Here is a 19,608-nt window from a genome sequence, read left to right as displayed (position 1 = left end):
GCTCACAGGCAAGCGTGCTTTCCTGCCCACGGTCACACATACATTGCCGCCTGTTCCGGCGGCAAACCTGTACAGCAGCGCCGCTACCAGGAAAGGTCTCACCCTTGTTATCGCGCACCCCCTCCAGCGCGCCCGCGCGCGCCCGAACATCCGCTCGAACCAGAACATCCCCCACTGCACCAGCAAACGCCGCCAGTGCCGCCGCTGCCCGAAACACCGTACTGCGTTCCGCCGCCGGACTGCTGGCGGCCGCCGTCGCAGTCTCAGCGGCAGTCCTCCCCGCCCATGCCGCACCCGGCCCGAAAGACCCAGGGCCCAACGGCCCGGGACCGGCGTCGGCCCTTCATTCGCTCCGTGCCCCGGTGACGGACGAGAACTTCTACTTCGTCATGGCTGACCGCTTCAGCAACGGAAGCGCCGCAAACGACGACGGCGGCCTGGGCAGCGACCCGATGGTGTCCGGCTACGACCCAACCAGGAAGGGCTTCTACAACGGTGGCGACCTGGCGGGCCTGCTGGACAAGATCGACTACATCCAGGGCCTGGGCACCACCTCCATCTGGCTCACCCCCAGCTTCAAGAACAAGGCGGTGCAGCCCGAGGACAAGTCGGCCGGCTACCACGGGTACTGGATCACGGACTTCACCCAAATTGACCCGCACCTCGGCACCAACGACGAACTCAAGGCCCTCATCGACGAAGCCCACGCCCGGGGCATGAAGGTCTACTTCGACATCATCACCAACCACACGGCGGATGTCATCGGCTACGAAGGCGGCGCACGCAAGGGGTACACGTCGAAGGACGAAGTGCCCTACAACACCGCGGGGGGCGAAGAATTTGATGACCGCGACTACGCCGGCCAGGACACCTTCCCGGAACTGGATGCGGAAACGTCCTTTCCCTACAAACCCCTCCTGGAGCCGGGCGAAGAGAACCTGAAGGTTCCGGCCTGGCTCAACGATCCGACGCTTTACCACAACCGGGGCGACACCACCTTCGCCGGCGAGGACGCCTATTACGGTGACTTCTTCGGCCTGGACGACCTCTTCACGGAGCATCCCACCGTGGTGGATGGCATGAAGGACATCTACAAGACCTGGATTGGCGACTTCGGCGTGGACGGCTTCCGGATCGACACCATGAAGCACGTCAACAACGAGTTCTGGCAGGACTTCGGCCCTGACGTCCTCAGCTACGCCAGGGAACAAGGCAAGGACGAGTTCTTCATGTTCGGCGAAGTTTTCGACACCACCAAGAGCTTCACTTCCCAGTTCACTACCCGGAACCAGATGCAGGCTGTCCTGGACTTCCCCTTCCAGGAGGCGGCGCGCGGGTTCGCCTCCAGGAGCCAGGACACCCGCGCGCTGGAGACCTTCTTCGCGGGCGATGACTGGTACACGGACGCCGATTCGAACGTCTACCAGCTGCCTACCTTCCTTGGAAACCATGACATGGGCCGCATCGGCAGCTTCATCGCAGCGGACAACCCCGGTTCAAGCGATTCAGAGCAGGTGGCCCGGGACCAGCTGGCCCACGAGCTGATGTACTTCTCCCGCGGCAACCCCGTGGTTTACTACGGGGACGAGCAGGGCTTCACCGGCCCAGGCGGCGATCAGGATGCCCGCCAGACGCTGTTCGCCAGCCAGGTGCCTGAATATCTCGACGACGACTTGCTGGGCACCGATGCCACGCACGCCACTGACAACTTCAACAGCGGGCACCCGCTGTATGCCAAGATCAGTGAGCTCGCCACGCTGACCAAGGAACACCCGGCCCTTCGCGACGGCGCCCACCAGCACCGCTACGCATCCGAAGGCACCGGCATTTACGCCTTCTCCCGCACGGACGCGAAAGACCAGCGCGAGTACGTGGTGGCGCTGAACAACAGCGAACAGCAGCAGAGTGCGGAGGTGCCCACCTACATCGCCAAGCGAAACTACACCCGTATTTACGGCAACGCAGCAGCTGAAGCGAAGACCTCTGAGGACGGCAAGCTGACCGTCACCGTCCCGCCGCTTTCTGCAGTGGTGTACCAATCCTCCGGCCGCATCCCGCACTCCAAGGCCGCACCCGCCGTCGTCCTCCAGGACCCTGCTGCCGCATCTGGTGACAACGGGCGCCTCAAGGTACCGCCGACGTCGGCGGTTCCTCGTTCTACGAGGTCACCTTTGAAGCGAAGGCAGCAGGCGGGGAATGGCAGCCCATCGGTACGGACGACACCGCGCCGTACCAGGTATTCCACGACGTTGCGGCGCTCAACACCGGCACGCCGGTGGAGTACCGCGCCACCGTGCTGGACAACGGCGGACACACCGCGACGTCACAGTCCCGCGCCGCCAGCGTCCCTGCTCCCGTCATCACCCTGCAGAAGCCGGCCGAGGGCAGCAGCGCCCAGGGCACGGTGGAGCTGAGTGCCACCGTTGATCCCGAGAAGGCAAGCCACGTGGTGACCTTCGAGCGCAGCGTCGAGGGCGGGGAATGGACTGCAGTAGCTGCCGATGACTCCTCCCCTGTGTACTCCACCGCTGATGACATCTCGGATCTCGCAGACCGCACCAGGGTGGCGTACCGGGCAGTGATGACCGGCACCGGCTTCAGCGTGGCCAGCGAAACCCGGACCATCATTGTGGGAGAGGCGCCGCAGCCTGACTCTGTCACCGTGGCCGGATCGTTGAACCAGGCAATGGGCTGCACGGACCAGTGGGATCCGTCTTGCCCGCACGCAATGATGGTTCTGGACCCGGCCGACAAGATCTGGCGGCTGACCATGGACCTTCCGGCCGGCCAGTACGAATACAAGGCGGCGCTGAACGGCGGCTGGAACGAGAACTACGGCGCCGGCGGCCAGTTCAACGGGCCGAACCTCACGCTGGACCACCCGGGTGGCCCCGTAACGTTCCGCTATGACAACAGCACCCGGCTCATCAGCGCCGTGTACGCCTCCCAGCAGCCAGGTGCTGTGGCGGCGGCCGGCAGCATGAACAGCGGGCTCGGGTGCGCCGCCGACTGGGACCCTGCCTGCCACCAGGCACAGCTGGTCCTTGACCCGGCGGATTTGGTATGGAAGCTGTCCGTGCCGGACCTGCCCACGGGGACGTATGAATTCAAGGCCGCCCTGGACCGGTCCTGGAACGTCAGCTACGGAGCGGGTGGCGCCTCCCCCGGAGCCAACATCGTGTTTGAGCACGACGGCGGCCCTGTCACCTTCCGCTACGACCACTTCACGCACGTGATGACGGCAGGCTAGCGACAGCCTGCGCAAGCAGCAGCGTAACCACAGCGGGGCCGCTTCAACCCCTTCCGGAAAGTACCGGGAGGGGCGAAGCGGCCCCGCATTGCCATGCGCGGGACTGGCGGCCGTCCCGTGCGACTACCTGTGCAGGGCTCCCTCCACCGCCGCCAGCAAGGAGTTGAACCGCGCGTTGGCCGGGAGGTCATCCAGGAACACTGGCTTGCCGTCGGGTCCGCCCAGCGGCACCTGCCAGTTCGGATACAAAGCTTCGGTGGTGCCGGGCTGGTTCTGGACCCTTCGTTCCCCGACCGCGTCCACCAGGGCAACGCCGAGCAGGACCGACGGCGTCTGGGTGAGCAGGAGGTGCAGGGCCTCGATGGTCTGCTCTTCCGTCTCCGCCGGCCCGCTCGCCGCTTTCCCGGGCAGGTAGCCGCGCTCCCGCACGAGCGCAAGCATCTTCTCCAAAGACGCGTTGTGCTCGGCCCGCTCTTCTTCCTCGGACCGCTCAAGGAGGCCGAGGCGGCTGCGCAGCGCGACGTGGTCGCCGGCGAGGTAGCCGGCGGTGGGCGGGAGGTCATGGGTGTTGACGCTGGCGAGGGCCTGCGTCCGGTACTTTTCGGGCGCAAGGGGGGAATCGCCGTCGTACTCAAACCACAGGATCGACGTTCCCAGGATGCCGCGGGCAGCCAGGTAGTCACGCACCCATGGCTCAAAGGTGCCCAAGTCCTCCCCGATCACCACCGCCCCGGCACGCTGGGCCTCCAGGGCCAGAATGCCGATCAGGGCTTCGTGGTCGTAGCGGACATAGGCGCCATCGCCAGGGGCGTTTCCGACCGGGATCCACCAGAGCCTGAACAGGCCGAGGATATGGTCAACGCGGATGCCGCCGGCATGCCGGAGAACGGTGGCCAGCATGTTCCGGAAGGGCTGGTAGCCGGCCTCGGCCAGGCGCGCCGGGTGCCACGGCGGCTGTCCCCAGTCCTGGCCCTGCTGGTTGTACATGTCCGGCGGGGCGCCAACACTTGTCCCGGGAGCCAGAACGCTGCGCAGGGTCCAGGCGTCAGCGCTGCTGTGGTCCACGCCAACGGCAAGATCGTGCACAACGCCCAAACGCATGCCGGAGCGCAGCGCAACCTTTTGGGCCTCTTCAAGCTGCTCATCGCATATCCACTGCAGCCACCGGTGGAACCCGATGCGGTCGGCAAGTTTTTTCTTCAGCGACTCCGCTTCCGGGCTGCCCAGGGCCCAGGCAGGGTCGGTCCACAGCGGATCGTCCGGCGCCAGGTCCTCCCGGAGCGCGGACCAGAGGGCAAAATCGTCCAGTCCCGGGCCGGAGGCGCGGCAGAACTTCTCGAAGGCAGCCTGCCGGGCCGGGGAACGGCGTGTGTGGTAGAGCATTTCCAGGGCCTCAAGCTTGGCCCCATAGACGGCGTTGCGATCGAGCCGGCCGCCCTCCTTGTTCAGCCCGGAAACCTCCTCGCGAAGCTTCTCAACCGTGGCACGCCGGCGCGGCTTCAGGTAAGCAAGCTCAGGGATGGCCTCTATCCGGATGTACAGCGGGTTGAAGAACCGGCGGGTGGATGGTGAGTACGGCGAGGGCTGCACCGGCGGGACGGGTTCGGCGGCATGCAGGGGATTCACCAGCACGTAGTCTGCGCCGCGGACTCCGCTGAGGGCGACAAGATCAGCCAAGTCGGCGAAATCACCGATCCCCCAGGAGCGCTTGGATCGGACGGAGTAGAGCTGCGTGGCCAATCCCCACCCGCGGCGCTGCTCGAGAGGTTCCGCGGTGGTCAGCCGGCGCGGGGTCACCACCAGGGTGGCGGACGCGGTCACACCCCCGGACTCGGCCTGAAGGGTGTGCCAGCCGAGCGGCAGGTCCTCGGGGAGGGCGAAGGTGGCACGGCCGATGGACGTACCGTCGACCTCCACGGGGTGTTCCCAGACGTCCTGCTGGACCGCATCAACGGTGCCGGCGCCATCTTCAAGGGCAATGGCCAGGCTTACCGCGGCGCCGTCGGCCACGTGGACCGGGACCAGCGCGGGCTCGCCCTGCATGATCACGACGGCGGGAGGCAGCATCCGCCGCCAGGGAGCCAGCTCCGCTTCCACCAGGGCGGCCTCAATGGCCGGGTTCGTGTCAGCCTCAACACCCAATGCGGCAAGGACCTTGATCAGTGTGCCCTCTGCCACCTTGTGCGGCAGGCCGTCCCAGCCCTGGAAGGAGGTGCCCACTCCATGGGCGTCCGCCAGCTTCTGGAGCAGGTGCGGATTAACGGCTGCGGCGGCAGCCTGTGAGGCGGCAGGAGCGCCCGGCGGATCGGCCGGCATCCCGGGTTGTTGTAGGTGCTGCTGGTCTGAAGCCGTCATGCGTGTCCGCCTCGTCTGGTGTGATGTGGCCCGAACTTACAGTGCTGCCTGTTGTACCGGGCGCCTGCACCCCCGCGCACAACCGTTGGTTCAGATTATTGCAGGGCGGCGCCGGGACGAAACCCGCACCGTGCCGAAGGCGTACTGGGCTGTTCTCAGACCAAGGCTTGGGAGCAGGCGTACGGATCGAAATGCGTGCTGACGCCGCTTGAATCCACCCGTCCAAGAACAATGCAGCCAGGTCCCGCAGCTTCTGGTTCCTGTGGCTGGACACTTTGTCAGGTTTTCACAGCATCGGAGAAGATGCCGGCGTCAGGGGCGAAAAAGTTTAGGGCGGCCGCCTGGCTGCCGTCGAGCGCAAGCGGTACGCCCAGGACACCGTGGCAGCCACACTTCGTCATCCCTGGCCCGTGCGTTACTCAGTGCGAAGAAAAGAGAAGGACTAAGGCGGGAATCTGCCGCGGCACCGTCAGGCTGTGTAGCCTCAACACGATCAAGGGCATCAGCGGCGAACGCAACTGGAGGAAACCGGCATGAGCCTCTGCGAACTGCGGGTGTTCGGGCGGTCGGGTACCCCCGTCAGCCCTCTCACTCTGGGCACCATGAACTTCTGGCGAGGGCAGCGGCAGCCCGCAAGGTGGCGGCCGGCAGTGTGCTCCTACCGGGGCCGAGGAGAGCATCCGGATCATTCACGCGGCGCTGGATGCCGGGATCACCGCCGTGGACACCGCGGACGTCTACTCGCAGGGCGAGTCCGAGATTGACCTCTACCAGGCGCACCGCCCGGACTACAACACGGACGTACTGGAAACCATCACCACCCTCAATGACCTGATCCGGCAGGGAAAGATCCTTTACTACGGCACCTCCGTGTTCACTCCGGCCCAACTGGTGGAGGCGCAGTGGTTGGCCACCACCAACCACCTGATCCCGCCCCTGGGAAACCAGGTGCCATACTCCATGCTGGTGCGCGGCAACGAGCGCGACGTGCTGCCCATCGCGCAGCAGTACGGGCTCGGGGTCCTGGCGTACGGGCCGCTGGCCGGCGGCTGGCTGTCCGGCAATTTCACCCTCGAGGCGAGCAAGGCCGCCACCAGAGTCCATTCGCTCTCCGGCCGCTACGACATTTCCGGTCCTTCCAGTGAACGGAAACTTCTGGCCGCGGATGCCTTGGCCCGGCTGGCGGATAAGCTCGAACTGCCGCTGGTGGACCTTGCCATGGGCTTCGCCCTGACCCACCCAGCCATCAGCAGCGTCATTATCGGGCCCCGCAACGAGGCACACCTGCATGCATACCTACGGGCAGCGGATGTCCGGCTCAGCGAGGCCGTCCTCGACGCCATTGACGACGTGGTGCCCCCGGGCACCAACTTGGTGGAGCGCGACGCCGGCGCCATCGTCCCTTCCCTTGAGTTCGCAGAACTGCGACGGCGGTAGCCGCCTTCCCGGGGCGGGCGCCGGATAGGAACGGCTGCTTCAGCAGCCGCCGCCCCCGCCGCCTGCCTATGATCAGGTGGGTGAGGTCCCTTTTTACCATCGGTCACGGCACTGCTTCCCAGGCCGAATTTTCCTCACTGCTGGAAGCTGCCGGCGTAACCTCGTTGGTGGATGTACGGATCATGCCGGGCAGCAGGAAGCATCCGCATTTCGGCAAAGACCTGATGGCGCAGTGGCTTCCCGACGCTGGAATCAGCTACCGCTGGGAACAGCGGCTGGGCGGTTTCCGCAAGCTCCCTCCTGATTCCCCGGATACTGCGTTGCGCAATGAATCCTTCAGGGCCTACGCCGCCTACATGCGTTCGGCTGACTTTACCGCTGCGGTGGCGGAGCTGATTGCGGCGGCACAAACCGCCCGGACAGCCATCATGTGCAGTGAAACCGTGTGGTGGCGGTGCCACCGCAGGCTCGTGGCGGACCACTGCATGTTGATTTTGGAAGTCCCCGTTGAACACCTGATGCCGCCGGCCAAGGCCGTGCCGCACGTTCCCACTCAGGGCGTCCGGGTCCTCGGAAATCACCTGCGCTACGACGTCCGGGAGTGACGCCTGCCCCAGCTCTTGACTCAGGGAAGCTGGGCTCCTACGGTCAATACCGATATCCCTTCTCATGAAATTCAGGGGCATCCGATGCCAATGTCCGAAGAGGAGCGGAGGCTGCTCAAGGAGCTGGAGTTGGGGCTGATCGCCGACGATCCCCATCTGGCCATGGAGCTGCTCTCCGGCTACCCGGCGCCCCGGTTCAGGGCGGACCTGTTTTTTGGAGCGCTCGCCTCCCTGGTGGGGCTTGTGCTGCTCGTTGCCGGCGCCACCGGCCAGATCATCGTACTGGTGGTCGTCGGGTTTTCACTGGGGGGGCTGGGCACCGGCCTGCTGCTCGGCAAGCCTTTCCCGGGCCGGGGCAGGCGGCGGGAGCGGCCTGCGGGCTGACTGCCGCGGCGTCAGGATGAACAGGCTAAGGATTACGACGGCGGCACCAAGCCAGCCGGGCAGCGGCAGCCGTTCACCCACCACGAGCACCGCAAGGACCGCTGCCACTACTGTTTCCAGCAGGGAGATCCCGGTAGCGGTGCTGGCCCGAATCCTCGCCAAGCCCCAGCCGAACAGGACGTACCCGGCGAACATCGGCACCAGGGCCATATAAGCTCCCACGGAGAAATTGGTCCACGAATCCAGCAGTGGCCGGCCGGTCAGGGCGAGCACGGGCATCAGCAGGAACCCACCGAGCCCGAAGACAGCCCCCATGGCAGCCCGCGACGAAACCCCGCCCCCAATCAGGCGGTGCGCCGCCCAGGAATAGAGGGCATACGTCGCGCCCGCTACCAGGCCCAGTCCTATTCCCACCAGGGACAGCAAGGAGTTGGTGGCGGAACCGGAACCTGCAGGTCCGTGACTGGCGAAGGACAGCAGGGCTGCTCCCGTCACCCCCAAAAGCGCTCCTGCCATCCAGCGGCGAGTGAGCGGCTTGCCGTCCGCAAAACGCTCGACGAGGGCGGCGGCCACCGGGGCTGAGCCGATGGAAACCACGGTGCCCACCGCCACCCCGGACAAACGCATCGAACTGTAAAAAGCGAGCGGATAGACAGCCACCGCGGCAGCACCGAAGAACACCAGCCGCCAGCGGTCCAGCAGGCCGGGCCACTGCCCGGCAATGGCATCGACCGCATACAGCGCCTGAAGCAAACCTCCGATTCCCATCGCAACAGCTCCGATGGCCAGCGGACTCACGGAAGGCGCAAAAGTTGCAGCAGTACCCGTGGTGCCCCACAGCACGGAAGCCGCCACCACGCACAGTGCACCCCAGAGCGGCGCATTGGCGGAACCCCCAGCCACGTTCACAACCCCTCCATCAGCTGTACAGCGATATTCCGGCTATCTTTCAGCCGCTCGTCATTACCCTCAAGACCGGCTCGGGCCATGGCGCCCTCAAGCAGGAATGCCAGGTGCCGGGCAAGCCGGGCAGCGCGCTCTTCCTCCCCCGGCAGCAGCTCAGCCACGTGCCCGGCCAGCAGTTCCTCAACCTCTTCCTTGTGCCGGCGCACCACCTGCCGGCCCGGTGCGCCTGCGGGAAGTTCTGCCGCAGCGTTGAGCAGGCCGCAGCCCCTGAACCCGCCCTGGTATGCGAGCTGGGCATGGTCGGTATACGCGTCGAAGACTGCCAGCACGCCCTCACGGGGAGTGTGCGCACTGTCCAGCCGCCGGCGGTACAGTTCCAGCCATTCCTGGTGCCGGGCGTCAAGGTACGCAGCCACCAGCTCGGCCTTGGACGCGAAATTGTTGTAGAGGCTCTTCTTCGCCACGCCGGCTTCGGAGGTAATAGTGTCGATGCCCGTTGCGCCTACCCCTTGCGAATAGAAGAGCCGCGCCGCAGCATTAAGCAGCAGCACGCGGGCCCTGGGTTTCGACGACGGGCCCGGTTCTGGAGAGGACACGGTATCTGCTCCTAGGGACGAAAAAGTAGTTAGACCAGTATACCTAACTAGAGTGGGAATAACCCTCGGGGCTCCGTGTTTTCGCCCTGTTCAGAATGAACAGCACAGCAGCCGACAGGAGAAATGCATCAATGTCAGTTGATTACGACGCTCCGCGGGTGACGCCCGAGGAAGAGCCGAATATCGGCCTCGAGGAGCTGAAAACCGAAAAGTCGGGCCGGAGGGAGGCGACTGCCGACATCGATGAAACCGAGCTCGCGGACAGCTTCGAACTGCCCGGGGCGGATCTCTCCAACGAGGAACTCCTGATCCAGGTAGTGCCGGTCCAGGCTGACGAGTTCACCTGCATGTCCTGCTTCCTGGTCCACCACCGCAGCCAGCTCGCCAGGGAAAAGGACGGCAAGAAATACTGCAAGGAGTGCGAGTCCTAGGGGGAGGCATGAGACGGAAGCGGCCCCCGCCGCTTCCGCCAACGAACCAAACGTGAAAGGTTGCCTGCGGCTAGCCGGTGAAAGGGCCTGCGGAAGCCGGGCGAAGGCTGGATCGGGTCGCCCGGCAATACGCTGGACCTGGTCGCTCTGCTTGCCCACGGTGACCGTGAAGATGCGCCCTTCATGCCGCCGCAGACATCATAAGCACGCATGATGGTCGGCTCCTGTTTTCCGAATGCTCCAGACACTTGGTGCGCTGCTCCCCGCGCGCCCTGCCTAGGGGCGAAGGTCCCAGGGCGGAAGCTGCTTGAGGTAGCAGCTCAGCAACCCCCTTTCCCGCGGCCGCAAAAAAATTTCCCGCTGCACCCATCCGCCTGCCGCCCGGCTCCGAACTTCCGGTGGAAAGCCGGACCCCGGGAAGGATGTGACGATGGAGGAAGTGGACCAGCAGGCTCTGACCGGTGCTGTCATACAGGAGCACGGCCTGGACCTCGGCCAGCTGTGGCTGGAACACATAGCTTTGGGCGGCGATGCCTCCGAGCAGGACATCAGGAACTACATTGCCGGGCTTTCCAGCCTGCCACCCAAGGAACGTGACACTTTGGCCCAGGCAATCAACGAGCACTGTGCTGCAGCTGGGCTGCCGGGGCGGGCCCCGTTCGGCGATTCCCACGTCACCGGGCCACGTTCAGGCTCGCCGGGCACCTCCTCGCCGAGGTAACGACCGCCCGCCGAGGTAATACCTGCTCGCGGGGGTGGCCCCTATTCGTCGAAGTACGTAAAGGTCTTCGAACTGCCGGAGACCGACGTGATGACCGCGGCTGCGACGTCCTTGAGCTTCTTGTTACGGGTGTTGGACGCCAGCAGCAGGACGTTGAAGGCCTCGCGCTGGCTGCACCGGTTTTGGGCCATAATGGCACCAGTAGCCAGGTCGATGACGGTCCTGGATTTCATGGCGGCGCTCATGCCTTCCCTGACATCCTGGAGCTTGTCTATCCGCAGGGCAACCCGCAGGCTTTTTGAAACCTGGGCAGTAAACGCCTGGGCAGCAGCGATGTCCTCGCTGCTGAAGCCGTGCCGCTGCCCGCAGTAAAGGCTCAGGGCACCACTGGCATCCTCATCCAGCGCGAGCGGCAAGCTGACAGCGGAAGAAAACCCTTGCCGGACGAGCGCTGCAGCGTATTCGGGCCATCGTTTCTCTTTGCCGGCATCCGGGATCAGCACTGGGGCCGCCCTGCGCATGGCGGTCAGCCCTGATCCGTCGCCGTACTTGTTCAGGAGCTGGTGCAGCATCCGGACGGAGGGATCGCTGCCGGCTGCGGCAGTGGGCTTCTTTTTCCTCTCCACTGCCACCCCGCAGTAGAGCTGCGTGCCGGGGCTGCTGAGCCTCGCGGCGGAATACAGGGCCAGGTCCCCCAGGAACTGGTCCATGTCGGTACTGTCGAGGACCAGGTCCTGAAGATGGAGCGCGACGTCAGCGAAAACTTCGTCGTGTGCCGCTTCTGCGTGCATCAAAGGATTTCCCCCTCCCGGACGGCCCAAAGGCCATAAACGTCCACCAAAGGACGTCCTGGCCGCTCACTGCCGAACGGGTACATTTCCAGCCTACCCCCGGCAAAGCCATGATGCGTCAACTGTGAACAACGCCGCCCTGCACCGACCATCAGCGGCTGGATGATCTTGGCCGGCCCTCGATGCTGAACTCCGCCGTGTACATGGCCGCTGAGCCGGCGCCGGAAGGGCTCACGTCAACGGAGTCGAAAGACACTCCCGAAGTCCTGCCGCTAGGCCCTGACTGCGGGCTGGGGCGCCGCCGGCAGTAGCGCAGCGGCCATCTTGTAGCACAGCTTTCCGCCCAACTCCTGGGGGCGGATCCACACCTCGTAGCCCTCTGCGGCCGCAAAAAGTGCCCTGCCCCCGGCGGAATCCGCGGCCAGCCAGATGGCCGAGGAGTCCTTCATCGCATCATCCACCACGCCGGTCCGGACGAGCTCAAAGTCCTTCCAGACCTCCACTGGTGTGCCGATCAGGCGGCTCCAGTCACGGTAGCGGTAAGCCTCCATCATCGCCTTTCCGTCGTGAAGCCGGCGCTTAGCAGGCCTCGAAGTCCGTCAGGACCTTTACCTTGCCGGCCGACGCCGAGGCCGGATCAAAGGTGTAGCCGATCCATTCCCTGGCCAGCCGGCGGGCGAGTTCAATGCCCACCACACGCTGGCCCATGGTGAGGACCTGGCAGTCGTTGGAGAGGATCGAGCGTTCCACGGAAAAGGAGTCATGGGCGGCGGTGGCCCGAATCCCCTCCACCTTGTTCGCGGCAATCGCCACGCCAATCCCGGTGCCGCAGAAGAGGATGGCCCGGTCCGCGGCGCCGGCCCGGATCATCTCTCCGGCAGTGATTCCCACCAAAGGGTAGGGCCGGGTGAAGTCGTCCGGGGCGTCGGAGCGGTTGACTCCAATATCGACGACCTCGCTGACCCGCGGGTCCTGCCGCAGGTCCTCGAGGACCCGGTCCTTGTAATCCACTCCGGCTTCGTCGGAGCCCACGATGAGTCGCAGTCCCACGGTTCGTCCTTCCGTGTTCCTGCCTGTATTGATACATGTGGTCATTGTTGCTGTGCCCCCACCGGTTCCCTGACTGACGGGCCCGGAGGCACGGCAGCTCCGGTGACATGGGGACCGATGACAGCGAAGATCATGGCCAGCGAGGTGGCCCCGGGGTCCGGTGTGCCCAGGCTCTTTTCCGCCAACGGGCGGGCCCTGCCTTTGAGCGGCAGCAGGGCGGCGGTGGCCTGGGCGGCGCCGGCAGCGGCCTGCGCAGCTTCCTCCCACGCCGCGGCCTGCCCTGTTCCTTCAGCCACCAGGCGGCTGAAGGCTGCGGTGAAGGGCAACAGCGCGTCCACCATGGTTTTGTCGCCGGTCTCCGCCTTGCCCAGCTGCACGATGCGATTGGCGAAGGCCGCCACACCTGCCGCGAGCTCCCGCGGACCGGGCACCTCCGCGTTTCCAAGTGACTCACCCCAGGCCCGCAGTCCTGCTCCCCAGAGCACGCCTGACGTGCCGCCGGCCTTGTCCGCCCAGGCATCACCGGCGGCAGCAAGCACATCACCGGCTCCGGCGCCCTGCTCCAAGGCAGCGGACGCCGCGGCTGACGCGGCATCCACGCCCCGGACCATGCCGCGCCCGTGGTCACCGTCGCCGGCAATCGCGTCCATGCGGCCGAGCCGTTCCTCGGCCTCGTGCAGGGCGGTGCGGGCAGCTTCAATGGCTGCAACGCAGGTGGCCGCATAGCCGCGGGAGGCTTCGGTGGCGTCGAAGTCCGCGGCGGAGGCGCCGCCGTCGGACGTTCCTTCAACGGCTGCCCCACCGGTCTCGCGGGCTGCATTGCCGCGGCGGTACGCAGGCGTCTCGGCGGGAGCAACCCACAGAGGCTCCAGCTCTTCGTCCAGCCACGTAACCGTAAGGGAGACACCTGCCATGTCCAGGCTGGTGACCAGCTCGCCCACCTCAGGCATCACCAGGGTGTAGCCCTCGGCACGCAGCAGCGGCGCCACCGTGCCCCACAGCACGAACAGTTCCTCGTGCTTGGTGGCACCGAGACCGTTAAGGATGACGGCGATCCGCTCCCCCGCGCTTTCAGGGGTTTCCGCGAGTAGCCGCCCCACCAGTTCCTGCCCCAGTTCCTTCGCGGAGGGCAGGCCAGTGTCATGCAGCCCAGGCTCGCCGTGGATGCCCAGACCGAGCCCCATCTGTCCGTCCGGCAGGGAGAACAGCGGGGCTTCGGCGCCGGGGAAGGTGCAGCCGGCGAAAGCACTGCCGATGGTGCGTGTCCGGCGATTCGCCTTGCGGCCCAGGCGCACCACCTCTGCCAGGCTGTCACCACGTTCGGCGGCGGCGCCCAAGACTTTGAAGACGGTGAAGTCACCGGCGATGCCGCGGCGCTTTTCCGTTTCCGACGGCGGGGCGCTGGCGATGTCGTCCGTCACCAGGACGTTCTCCACCGCGATTCCCTCGGCGGCGAGCCGTTCGCTCGCCATGCCGAAGTTCATCACGTCGCCCGCGTAGTTGCCGTAGGTGAAGACGACGCCGGCCCCGGACTCAGCAGCCTTCGCTACCGAGTAAGCCTGCTGGGCGGAGGGCGAGGTGAAAATGTTGCCCACCACGGCTCCGTCGGCCAGACCAGTTCCGATCAGTCCGGAAAAGGCCGGGTAATGGCCCGAGCCTCCGCCCGCAAGGACGGCGACTTTGGGCTGGGCAGGCCGGTAGCGCCGGACGGCACCGCCGGAAACCTGGCGGACCAGGTCGGAGTGGACGTCACAGAAGCCTGCCAGGGCTTCCTCGGCAAATTCTGCGGGGTCGTTGAAGATCTTCGTCATGATGGGCTCTCTGGCGTCCGTAGTTTCGCTGTCGTGGGCCGGGACTGCTTAGTGCATGTGGCTTCCGCCGTTGATGTCGACGGTGGTGCCGGTGAGGTATGCGGCATCCTGGGAGGAGAGGAACGTGATGACTGCCGCCACTTCCTCCGTGGTGGCGTTGCGGCCCAGCGGGATGCCGGCGTTGATGGCGGCTTCCTGTTCCTCGGTGCTGCCCACGCGGATGTTGGTGTCAACGGCGCCGGGCGTGATGGCATTGACGGTGACGCCGGTGGTGCCGAGTTCGCGGGCCAGGGCCTTGGTGAAGCCGAGGATCGCGGCTTTGGCGGCGGAGTAGGGGACCTTGCCGAAGACGCCGCCGCCGCGCTGGGCGGAGACGGAGGACATGTTGACGATCCGGCCCCAGCCGTTCTCGATCATGGCCGGCAGGAAGGCTCTCGTCACGAGGTAGGTGCCGGTGGCGTTGACATCCATCACTTTGTGCCACAGCTCCAGGGTGGTCTCCAGGAACGGCACCGGCGAAGTAATGCCAGCGATGTTTGCGAGCGCGCCGACGGGCGGCAGGTTTCCTGCCGCCACCTCGGCGGCAACGGCTGCCTGGGCGGCCAGGACGGAGGCTTCGTTGGCGACGTCGATTTCGTGACCGAAGGCGGGGACGTTGAAGTCGTTGCCGATTTCGGTGGCGACCTTGGCGGACTTTTCACCGTCGAGGTCCAGGATGACCACTGCCCAGCCCTGGCTGGCGTAGCGGCGGGCGGTGGTGAGGCCGATGCCCCGGTCCGAGGTTGCCCCGGTGAGGACGGCTGTGCGCTGGATGGTGGTCATGATGGTGCTCCTTGTATGGCTTGTGTGCTGTGCCGTTGGGTGTTTTAGATGAGGTCGGTGATGAAGCTTGCCGCTTTTGCTGCGGCTGCCGGGCGTTCCTCGTTGGTGACATCCCGGGTTTCCAGTTCAAGCGAGAAGTGCCCGGTGTAGCCCTGTGCTGCGAGCCGCTTCAGGCCGCCGTCAAAGCCGGTGTCGCCGTTGCCGATGCTGAGATTGATGTTCCCCGGCACGGCATCGCGCAGGTGGACATGCCGGATGCGGCCGCGGTGCCGCTGGAGGAACCGCAGGGGGTCCTCTCCCGCTGCCACGATGTGGCTGAAGTCCATGACGATTCCGACGTCGAAGCCCGCCAGACGGTCGGCCAGCAGCCCGGCACGTTCAAGGTTCCAGCAGAAACGCAGGAAATGGAGGGATTCGGTCCAGATTTCGACTCCAAACTCCGCCCCGCGTTCACTGGCACAGATCAGCTGGGCGGCAATGAGGTCCAGGTCCTCCTGTTCGCTGCGGACCGGGTTGTGGCCCAGCGCCCCGCACGGCAGGACCAGCGCCTTGGCCCCGGCGTTGGCCGTGAGGGTGAGGAGAGCGTCCAGGTGCCGCTGCCGCAAAGCCCGGCCTTCGCCGTCGAGCTCTGCGTTGAGGTCGCCGATATCGCCGTTCACAGAGCGCACCCGCAGTCCGGATTCCTGCACGGTTGCGGATACAGCAGCAACTGCGGCGGCATCGAGCTCATAGGGGACGTGGTCGCAGACACCCGGGAGTGCGCCCAAGTCGATTTCCTCGAAGCCGAGGCCGCGCATGGTGCGTAGCGCCTCGCCGAGCTCCTGGTGCCGGAAGCTGATGGAGGAGCACCCGAGTCTGGAATGGAACATCATTGATCCCTTGGTATGTGCCGAGCGTTAGTGATGGGGACCACAGTACCTGCGTTGACCGTCAACAGTCAACATCGGAGGTCGACTGTTGACAGTAGTCATGATCCCGGTCACACTTGGAGGTATCATTTGTTAACAGTCGACAGCGGCGAATCCCCCCCAGCCGCTCTTCGAAAGGGAACCACCATGAGCAAAGAGGCTCTGACCATGCGCGGTCCGGTCCACGGAACCAAGGACGCCAAGCGCGTCGCCATCGGCTCCGGCGTGGGCGCAGTGATCGAGACGTATGACTTCATTGGTTTCGGCACCGCCGCTGCGCTGTACTTCGGAACTGCCTTTTTCCCCACCGGCGACCCCGTCACCGGCACCTTGGCCGCCTTCGCCACCCTCGGCGTCGGCTTCGCTGCCCGCCCGCTTGGCGGTATTATTGGCGGGCACCTTGGCGACAAGGTGGGCCGCAAGCCGGTGCTGGTCACCTCCCTGATCCTGATGGGTGTGGCCACCTTCCTCATCGGCCTGCTTCCCACCTACAGCCAGGTGGGGCTGCTGGCTCCGGCCCTGCTGGTGTTCGTGCGCATCGTCCAGGGCCTTGCCTTCGGTGCCGAGTGGGGCGGCGCCATCCTCATGAGCTACGAGCACGCTCCCTGGAAGGCAAAGGGCAAGTACACAGGCATCGTGCAGGCCGGCTTCCCGGTGGGCCTCCTGCTGGCCAACCTCGTCTTCCTGGTCAGCGTGAACCTGGGCGGCGAGCTCGCCTGGCGCGTTCCCTTCCTGGCCAGCATCGTGCTGGTGGTGGTTGGCCTGATCATCCGCTCCAAGGTTCCCGAGTCTCCCGTATTCGACGAGGTCAAGGACAGCGGCGACATCGTCAAGTCCCCCATCGTGGAAGTCATCAAGACCGACTGGCGCAACATCGTCAAGGGCATCGGCCTCCGCGTTGCCGAGACCGCCGGCTACGCCGTGTCCATCACCTACATGATTTCCTACCTGCACACTGAGCAGCTGGCGGACAAGACCCAGACCCTGGTGGCCCTCTGCATCGCATCCTTTATCGGCATCTTCGCCACCGCTGCCTGGGCCCGCCTCACCGACCGCATCGGTCGCCGCCCCGTGTACGTCTGGTCCTGCGCTTTCGCGGTCCTCTTCGCGGTGCCCATGTTCCTGATGGTCAACACCGGCCTGTTCTTCTTCATCATCGCCACCATCGCCATCTCCTACGCGGTGTGCCAGAACTCGCTCGCCGGCGCCCAGGGCGCCTGGTTCCCCGAGCTCTTCCAGGCCAAGACCCGCGCTTCGGGTGCCAGCCTGGCCTACCAGATCTCCGCCATGGTGTCCGGCTTCACCCCCTTCGTCACCACCCTGCTGTTCGTCAGCTTCGGCTGGATGGGCCCCGCCCTGCTCTTCGGCACCTATGGAGCAATCGGTCTCTGGGCCGCCGTCGCCACCCGGGAAACCTGGGGCAAGCGGGAGCGCCAGCTGGCTGAGGAGGCCACCAAAAGCACCCCCAACACTGTGAACGTCTAGTGACTGTCACCCACGCATCAACAACGGAGTCAGCAATGCCAGTAGAGACCATCCAGGACCCGGCCATGGAAAGCCACGTGACGCAGGAACGGATCGGGAAAGTCAGCGCCGCGGCCTACCGGATCCGCCACCACGCCCTGAACATGGGCGAGGTCCAGGGCCAGGGTTATGTAGGCCAGGCCCTGGGTGCCGCGGACATGCTCGCCACCGTCTACGGCGACCAGCTCCGCTTCCGCGCCGAAGACCCGCACTGGGAGGCCAGGGACCGATTCCTGCTCTCGACCGGCCACTACGCCATCGGCCACTACGCAGCCCTTGCCGAGGCCGGCATCGTGCCCGTGGAGGAGCTCGAAACCTATGGCTCGGACGACTCCCGGCTGCCGATGTCCGGAATGTCCACCTACACCCCGGGCATGGAAATCTCCGGCGGTTCACTGGGGCACGGGCTGACCATCGCCGTCGGCATGGCCCTCGGCCTGCGCTACCAGGGCTCGAATGCCCGCGTGTTCAACTTCCTCTCTGACGGCGAACTGGACGAGGGATCCACGTGGGAGGCGGCCATGGGCGCGCACCACCACCAGCTGGGAAACCTGACCGCAATGGTGGACATCAACGCCCTGCAGGCAGACGGCAAAACGGACACCGTGCTGCGCACCGAGCCCGTCACCGAGAAGTGGGAATCCTTCGGCTGGTACACGCAGCGCGTGGACGGCAACGACGTCGGTGGTTTGCTGGCAGCGTTTGACAACGCAGCTGCCCAGGCGGCCGCCGTCGGACGTCCCTCCGTGATCCTGTGCGACACCAAGGTGGGCCGGGGCGTGCCGCTGCTGGAGGACCGCGAAAAGGCGCACTTCATGCGCATCGAAGAGAACGAATGGCAGACCTGCCGCGAGCAGCTGACCGCCGGCTATGAAGGAAAGGCTTCAGCATGAGCACCACCACCGAGGCCCCCGACACAACAACAGCGGCCAAGCCGAAGCTGAAGACGTCGGCGATGATCGCGTCCTTCGCCGATCCCGGCCAAAAGACCACGTCCGCGCCGTTTGGGCACGCGCTGGCGAAGGCCGCGCAGGAGAACGACAGGATCGTGGGCCTGACCGCGGACCTGGGCAAGTACACGGATATGCACATCTTCGCCAAGGCCTTCCCGGAGCGCTTCTTCCAGATGGGCATGGCCGAGCAGTTGCTCTTCGGCGCCGCCGCTGGCCTGGCCGAGACCGGGCTGGTGCCCTTCGCGTCCACCTACTCGGTGTTCGCGGCCCGCCGCGCCTACGACTTCCTCTGCCTGGATGCGGCCGAACCAAACCTGAACGTGAACATCGTGGGCGGCCTGCCGGGCCTGACCACCGGGTACGGCCCCAGCCACCAGGCCACTGAGGACATGGCGATCTTCCGCGGCATGCCCAACCTGACCATCGTGGACCCCTGTGACTCGGTGGACATCGAGCAGGCCGTGCCGCAACTGGCCGCCAGTGAAGGACCTACCTACCTGCGCCTGCTGCGCGGCAACGTCCCGACAGTGCTGGACGAGTACGACTACACATTTGAGCTCGGCAAGGCCAAGGTGCTGCGCGGCGGGAACGACGTCGTCTTCATCTCGTCCGGCCTGATGACAATGCGCGCCCTGCAGGCAGCCAAGGCGCTCGCCGCACACAACGTGGACGTCGCCGTCGTGCATACCCCCACTATCAAGCCGTTCGACGCCGAGACCGTCCTCAAGGAGGTCAACACCGACCGGCTGGCGGTGACGCTCGAGAACCACTCCGTGGTGGGCGGCCTCTTCGAAACGGTAGCCTCGGCCGCCGTCACGGCCGGCGTTGGCAGGCGTGTGGTTCCCGTGGCGCTCCCGGACCAGTTCCTGGACGCCGGCGCACTGCCCACCCTCCATGACCGTTATGGCCTGACGGTGGACCGGATCGTCGCCAAGGTGCTCGCCGAACTAGGGTGAGCCAACAACCAATGCGTAAAGCACGGCTCCGGCCCCGGCCGGAGCCGTGCTTTCTGCCGTACTATCGGACTAATACCGACTGTAAACAGTCGACTTACAACATTGAGG

The 19,608-nt window shown here is 65.7% G+C and carries 16 protein-coding genes and 2 pseudogenes; 9 read left to right on the top strand and 9 right to left on the bottom strand.

The genetic code is table 11. The features are described 5' to 3' along the window. Window positions 1–239: 239 nt before the first annotated feature. A pseudogene (locus FDW81_RS02730) lies at window positions 240–3,250 on the top strand (alpha-amylase family glycosyl hydrolase). A gap of 123 nt (window positions 3,251–3,373) precedes the next feature. On the opposite strand, the gene malQ reads toward FDW81_RS02730, so the two are convergent. Continuing rightward, window positions 3,374–5,605: a 4-alpha-glucanotransferase gene (malQ, locus tag FDW81_RS02725; RefSeq protein ID WP_138132572.1), complete on the bottom strand. Its 2,232-nt coding sequence runs from the start codon at window positions 5,603–5,605 to the stop codon at window positions 3,374–3,376. 533 nt (window positions 5,606–6,138) lie between these two features. On the opposite strand from malQ, the pseudogene FDW81_RS02715 reads away from it, so the two are divergent. From FDW81_RS02715 to FDW81_RS02705, 3 genes and pseudogenes are all read left to right on the top strand, one after another. Beyond that, window positions 6,139–7,042, top strand: a pseudogene (locus tag FDW81_RS02715) (aldo/keto reductase). An 80-nt stretch (window positions 7,043–7,122) separates the two neighbouring features. Continuing rightward, on the top strand, window positions 7,123–7,647 hold the full coding sequence (locus FDW81_RS02710) for a DUF488 family protein (protein WP_138132571.1): 525 nt from the start codon (window positions 7,123–7,125) through the stop codon (window positions 7,645–7,647). A gap of 84 nt (window positions 7,648–7,731) precedes the next feature. After that, entirely contained in the window at window positions 7,732–8,031 is a 300-nt protein-coding gene (locus FDW81_RS02705) for a DUF3040 domain-containing protein (protein ID WP_240719862.1), read from the top strand. Here the strand turns inward: FDW81_RS02705 and FDW81_RS02700 are convergent. Continuing rightward, the gene (locus FDW81_RS02700; RefSeq protein WP_370278678.1) at window positions 7,948–8,940 is read right to left on the bottom strand and encodes a DMT family transporter; all 993 of its coding nucleotides are present in this window, start codon (window positions 8,938–8,940) and stop codon (window positions 7,948–7,950) included. The two genes, FDW81_RS02705 and FDW81_RS02700, sit on opposite strands and share 84 nt — an antisense overlap. Next, complete coding sequence (locus FDW81_RS02695) at window positions 8,937–9,533, bottom strand: TetR/AcrR family transcriptional regulator (protein WP_240719860.1); 597 nt, start codon at window positions 9,531–9,533, stop codon at window positions 8,937–8,939. The genes FDW81_RS02700 and FDW81_RS02695 overlap by 4 nt, the downstream gene beginning before the upstream one ends. A gap of 131 nt (window positions 9,534–9,664) precedes the next feature. On the opposite strand from FDW81_RS02695, the gene FDW81_RS02690 reads away from it, so the two are divergent. Both FDW81_RS02690 and FDW81_RS02685 read left to right on the top strand, forming a co-directional pair. After that, complete coding sequence (locus tag FDW81_RS02690; protein WP_138132570.1) at window positions 9,665–9,964, top strand: DUF4193 domain-containing protein; 300 nt, start codon at window positions 9,665–9,667, stop codon at window positions 9,962–9,964. A gap of 430 nt (window positions 9,965–10,394) precedes the next feature. Further along, entirely contained in the window at window positions 10,395–10,685 is a 291-nt protein-coding gene (locus FDW81_RS02685; RefSeq protein ID WP_138132569.1) for a hypothetical protein, read from the top strand. Window positions 10,686–10,726: 41 nt separating this feature from the next. On the opposite strand, the gene FDW81_RS02680 is transcribed toward FDW81_RS02685, so the two are convergent. The 6 genes from FDW81_RS02680 to FDW81_RS02655 form a co-directional block, all read right to left on the bottom strand. Further along, entirely contained in the window at window positions 10,727–11,476 is a 750-nt protein-coding gene (locus tag FDW81_RS02680; protein ID WP_171027084.1) for a GAF and ANTAR domain-containing protein, read from the bottom strand. 272 nt (window positions 11,477–11,748) lie between these two features. Next, window positions 11,749–12,030: a hypothetical protein gene (locus FDW81_RS02675; protein WP_240719858.1), complete on the bottom strand. Its 282-nt coding sequence runs from the start codon at window positions 12,028–12,030 to the stop codon at window positions 11,749–11,751. A gap of 25 nt (window positions 12,031–12,055) precedes the next feature. Then, window positions 12,056–12,571: an RpiB/LacA/LacB family sugar-phosphate isomerase gene (locus tag FDW81_RS02670; RefSeq protein WP_305003849.1), complete on the bottom strand. Its 516-nt coding sequence runs from the start codon at window positions 12,569–12,571 to the stop codon at window positions 12,056–12,058. Next, a complete protein-coding gene (locus tag FDW81_RS02665) occupies window positions 12,568–14,337 on the bottom strand; it encodes a dihydroxyacetone kinase family protein (protein ID WP_138132567.1) in 1,770 nt (589 codons plus the stop codon). The genes FDW81_RS02670 and FDW81_RS02665 overlap by 4 nt, the downstream gene beginning before the upstream one ends. Before the next feature lie 48 nt (window positions 14,338–14,385). Beyond that, window positions 14,386–15,159: an SDR family NAD(P)-dependent oxidoreductase gene (locus tag FDW81_RS02660; RefSeq protein WP_138132566.1), complete on the bottom strand. Its 774-nt coding sequence runs from the start codon at window positions 15,157–15,159 to the stop codon at window positions 14,386–14,388. Window positions 15,160–15,203: 44 nt separating this feature from the next. Next, window positions 15,204–16,028 (bottom strand): sugar phosphate isomerase/epimerase, encoded by an 825-nt coding sequence (locus tag FDW81_RS02655; protein ID WP_138132565.1) that lies wholly within the window; start codon window positions 16,026–16,028, stop codon window positions 15,204–15,206. Between the two features lie 186 nt (window positions 16,029–16,214). Between FDW81_RS02655 and FDW81_RS02650 the strand changes: the two genes are divergently transcribed. Genes FDW81_RS02650 through FDW81_RS02640 form a run of 3 tightly spaced genes read left to right on the top strand, consistent with a single transcriptional unit; the run spans window position 16,215 to window position 19,500 of the window. After that, the gene (locus tag FDW81_RS02650) at window positions 16,215–17,552 is read left to right on the top strand and encodes an MFS transporter (RefSeq protein ID WP_138132564.1); all 1,338 of its coding nucleotides are present in this window, start codon (window positions 16,215–16,217) and stop codon (window positions 17,550–17,552) included. A gap of 35 nt (window positions 17,553–17,587) precedes the next feature. Beyond that, the gene (locus FDW81_RS02645) at window positions 17,588–18,484 is read left to right on the top strand and encodes a transketolase (protein WP_138132563.1); all 897 of its coding nucleotides are present in this window, start codon (window positions 17,588–17,590) and stop codon (window positions 18,482–18,484) included. Beyond that, window positions 18,481–19,500, top strand: a complete 1,020-nt coding sequence (locus FDW81_RS02640) for a transketolase family protein (RefSeq protein WP_138132562.1) — start codon at window positions 18,481–18,483, stop codon at window positions 19,498–19,500. Before FDW81_RS02645 ends, FDW81_RS02640 begins: the two co-directional genes overlap by 4 nt. Window positions 19,501–19,608 lie beyond the last annotated feature (108 nt).

The organism is Pseudarthrobacter sp. NamB4 (assembly GCF_005796185.1).
In the GTDB taxonomy this organism is placed as follows: domain Bacteria; phylum Actinomycetota; class Actinomycetes; order Actinomycetales; family Micrococcaceae; genus Arthrobacter.
This window is presented reverse-complemented; position numbering and strand designations above follow the sequence as displayed.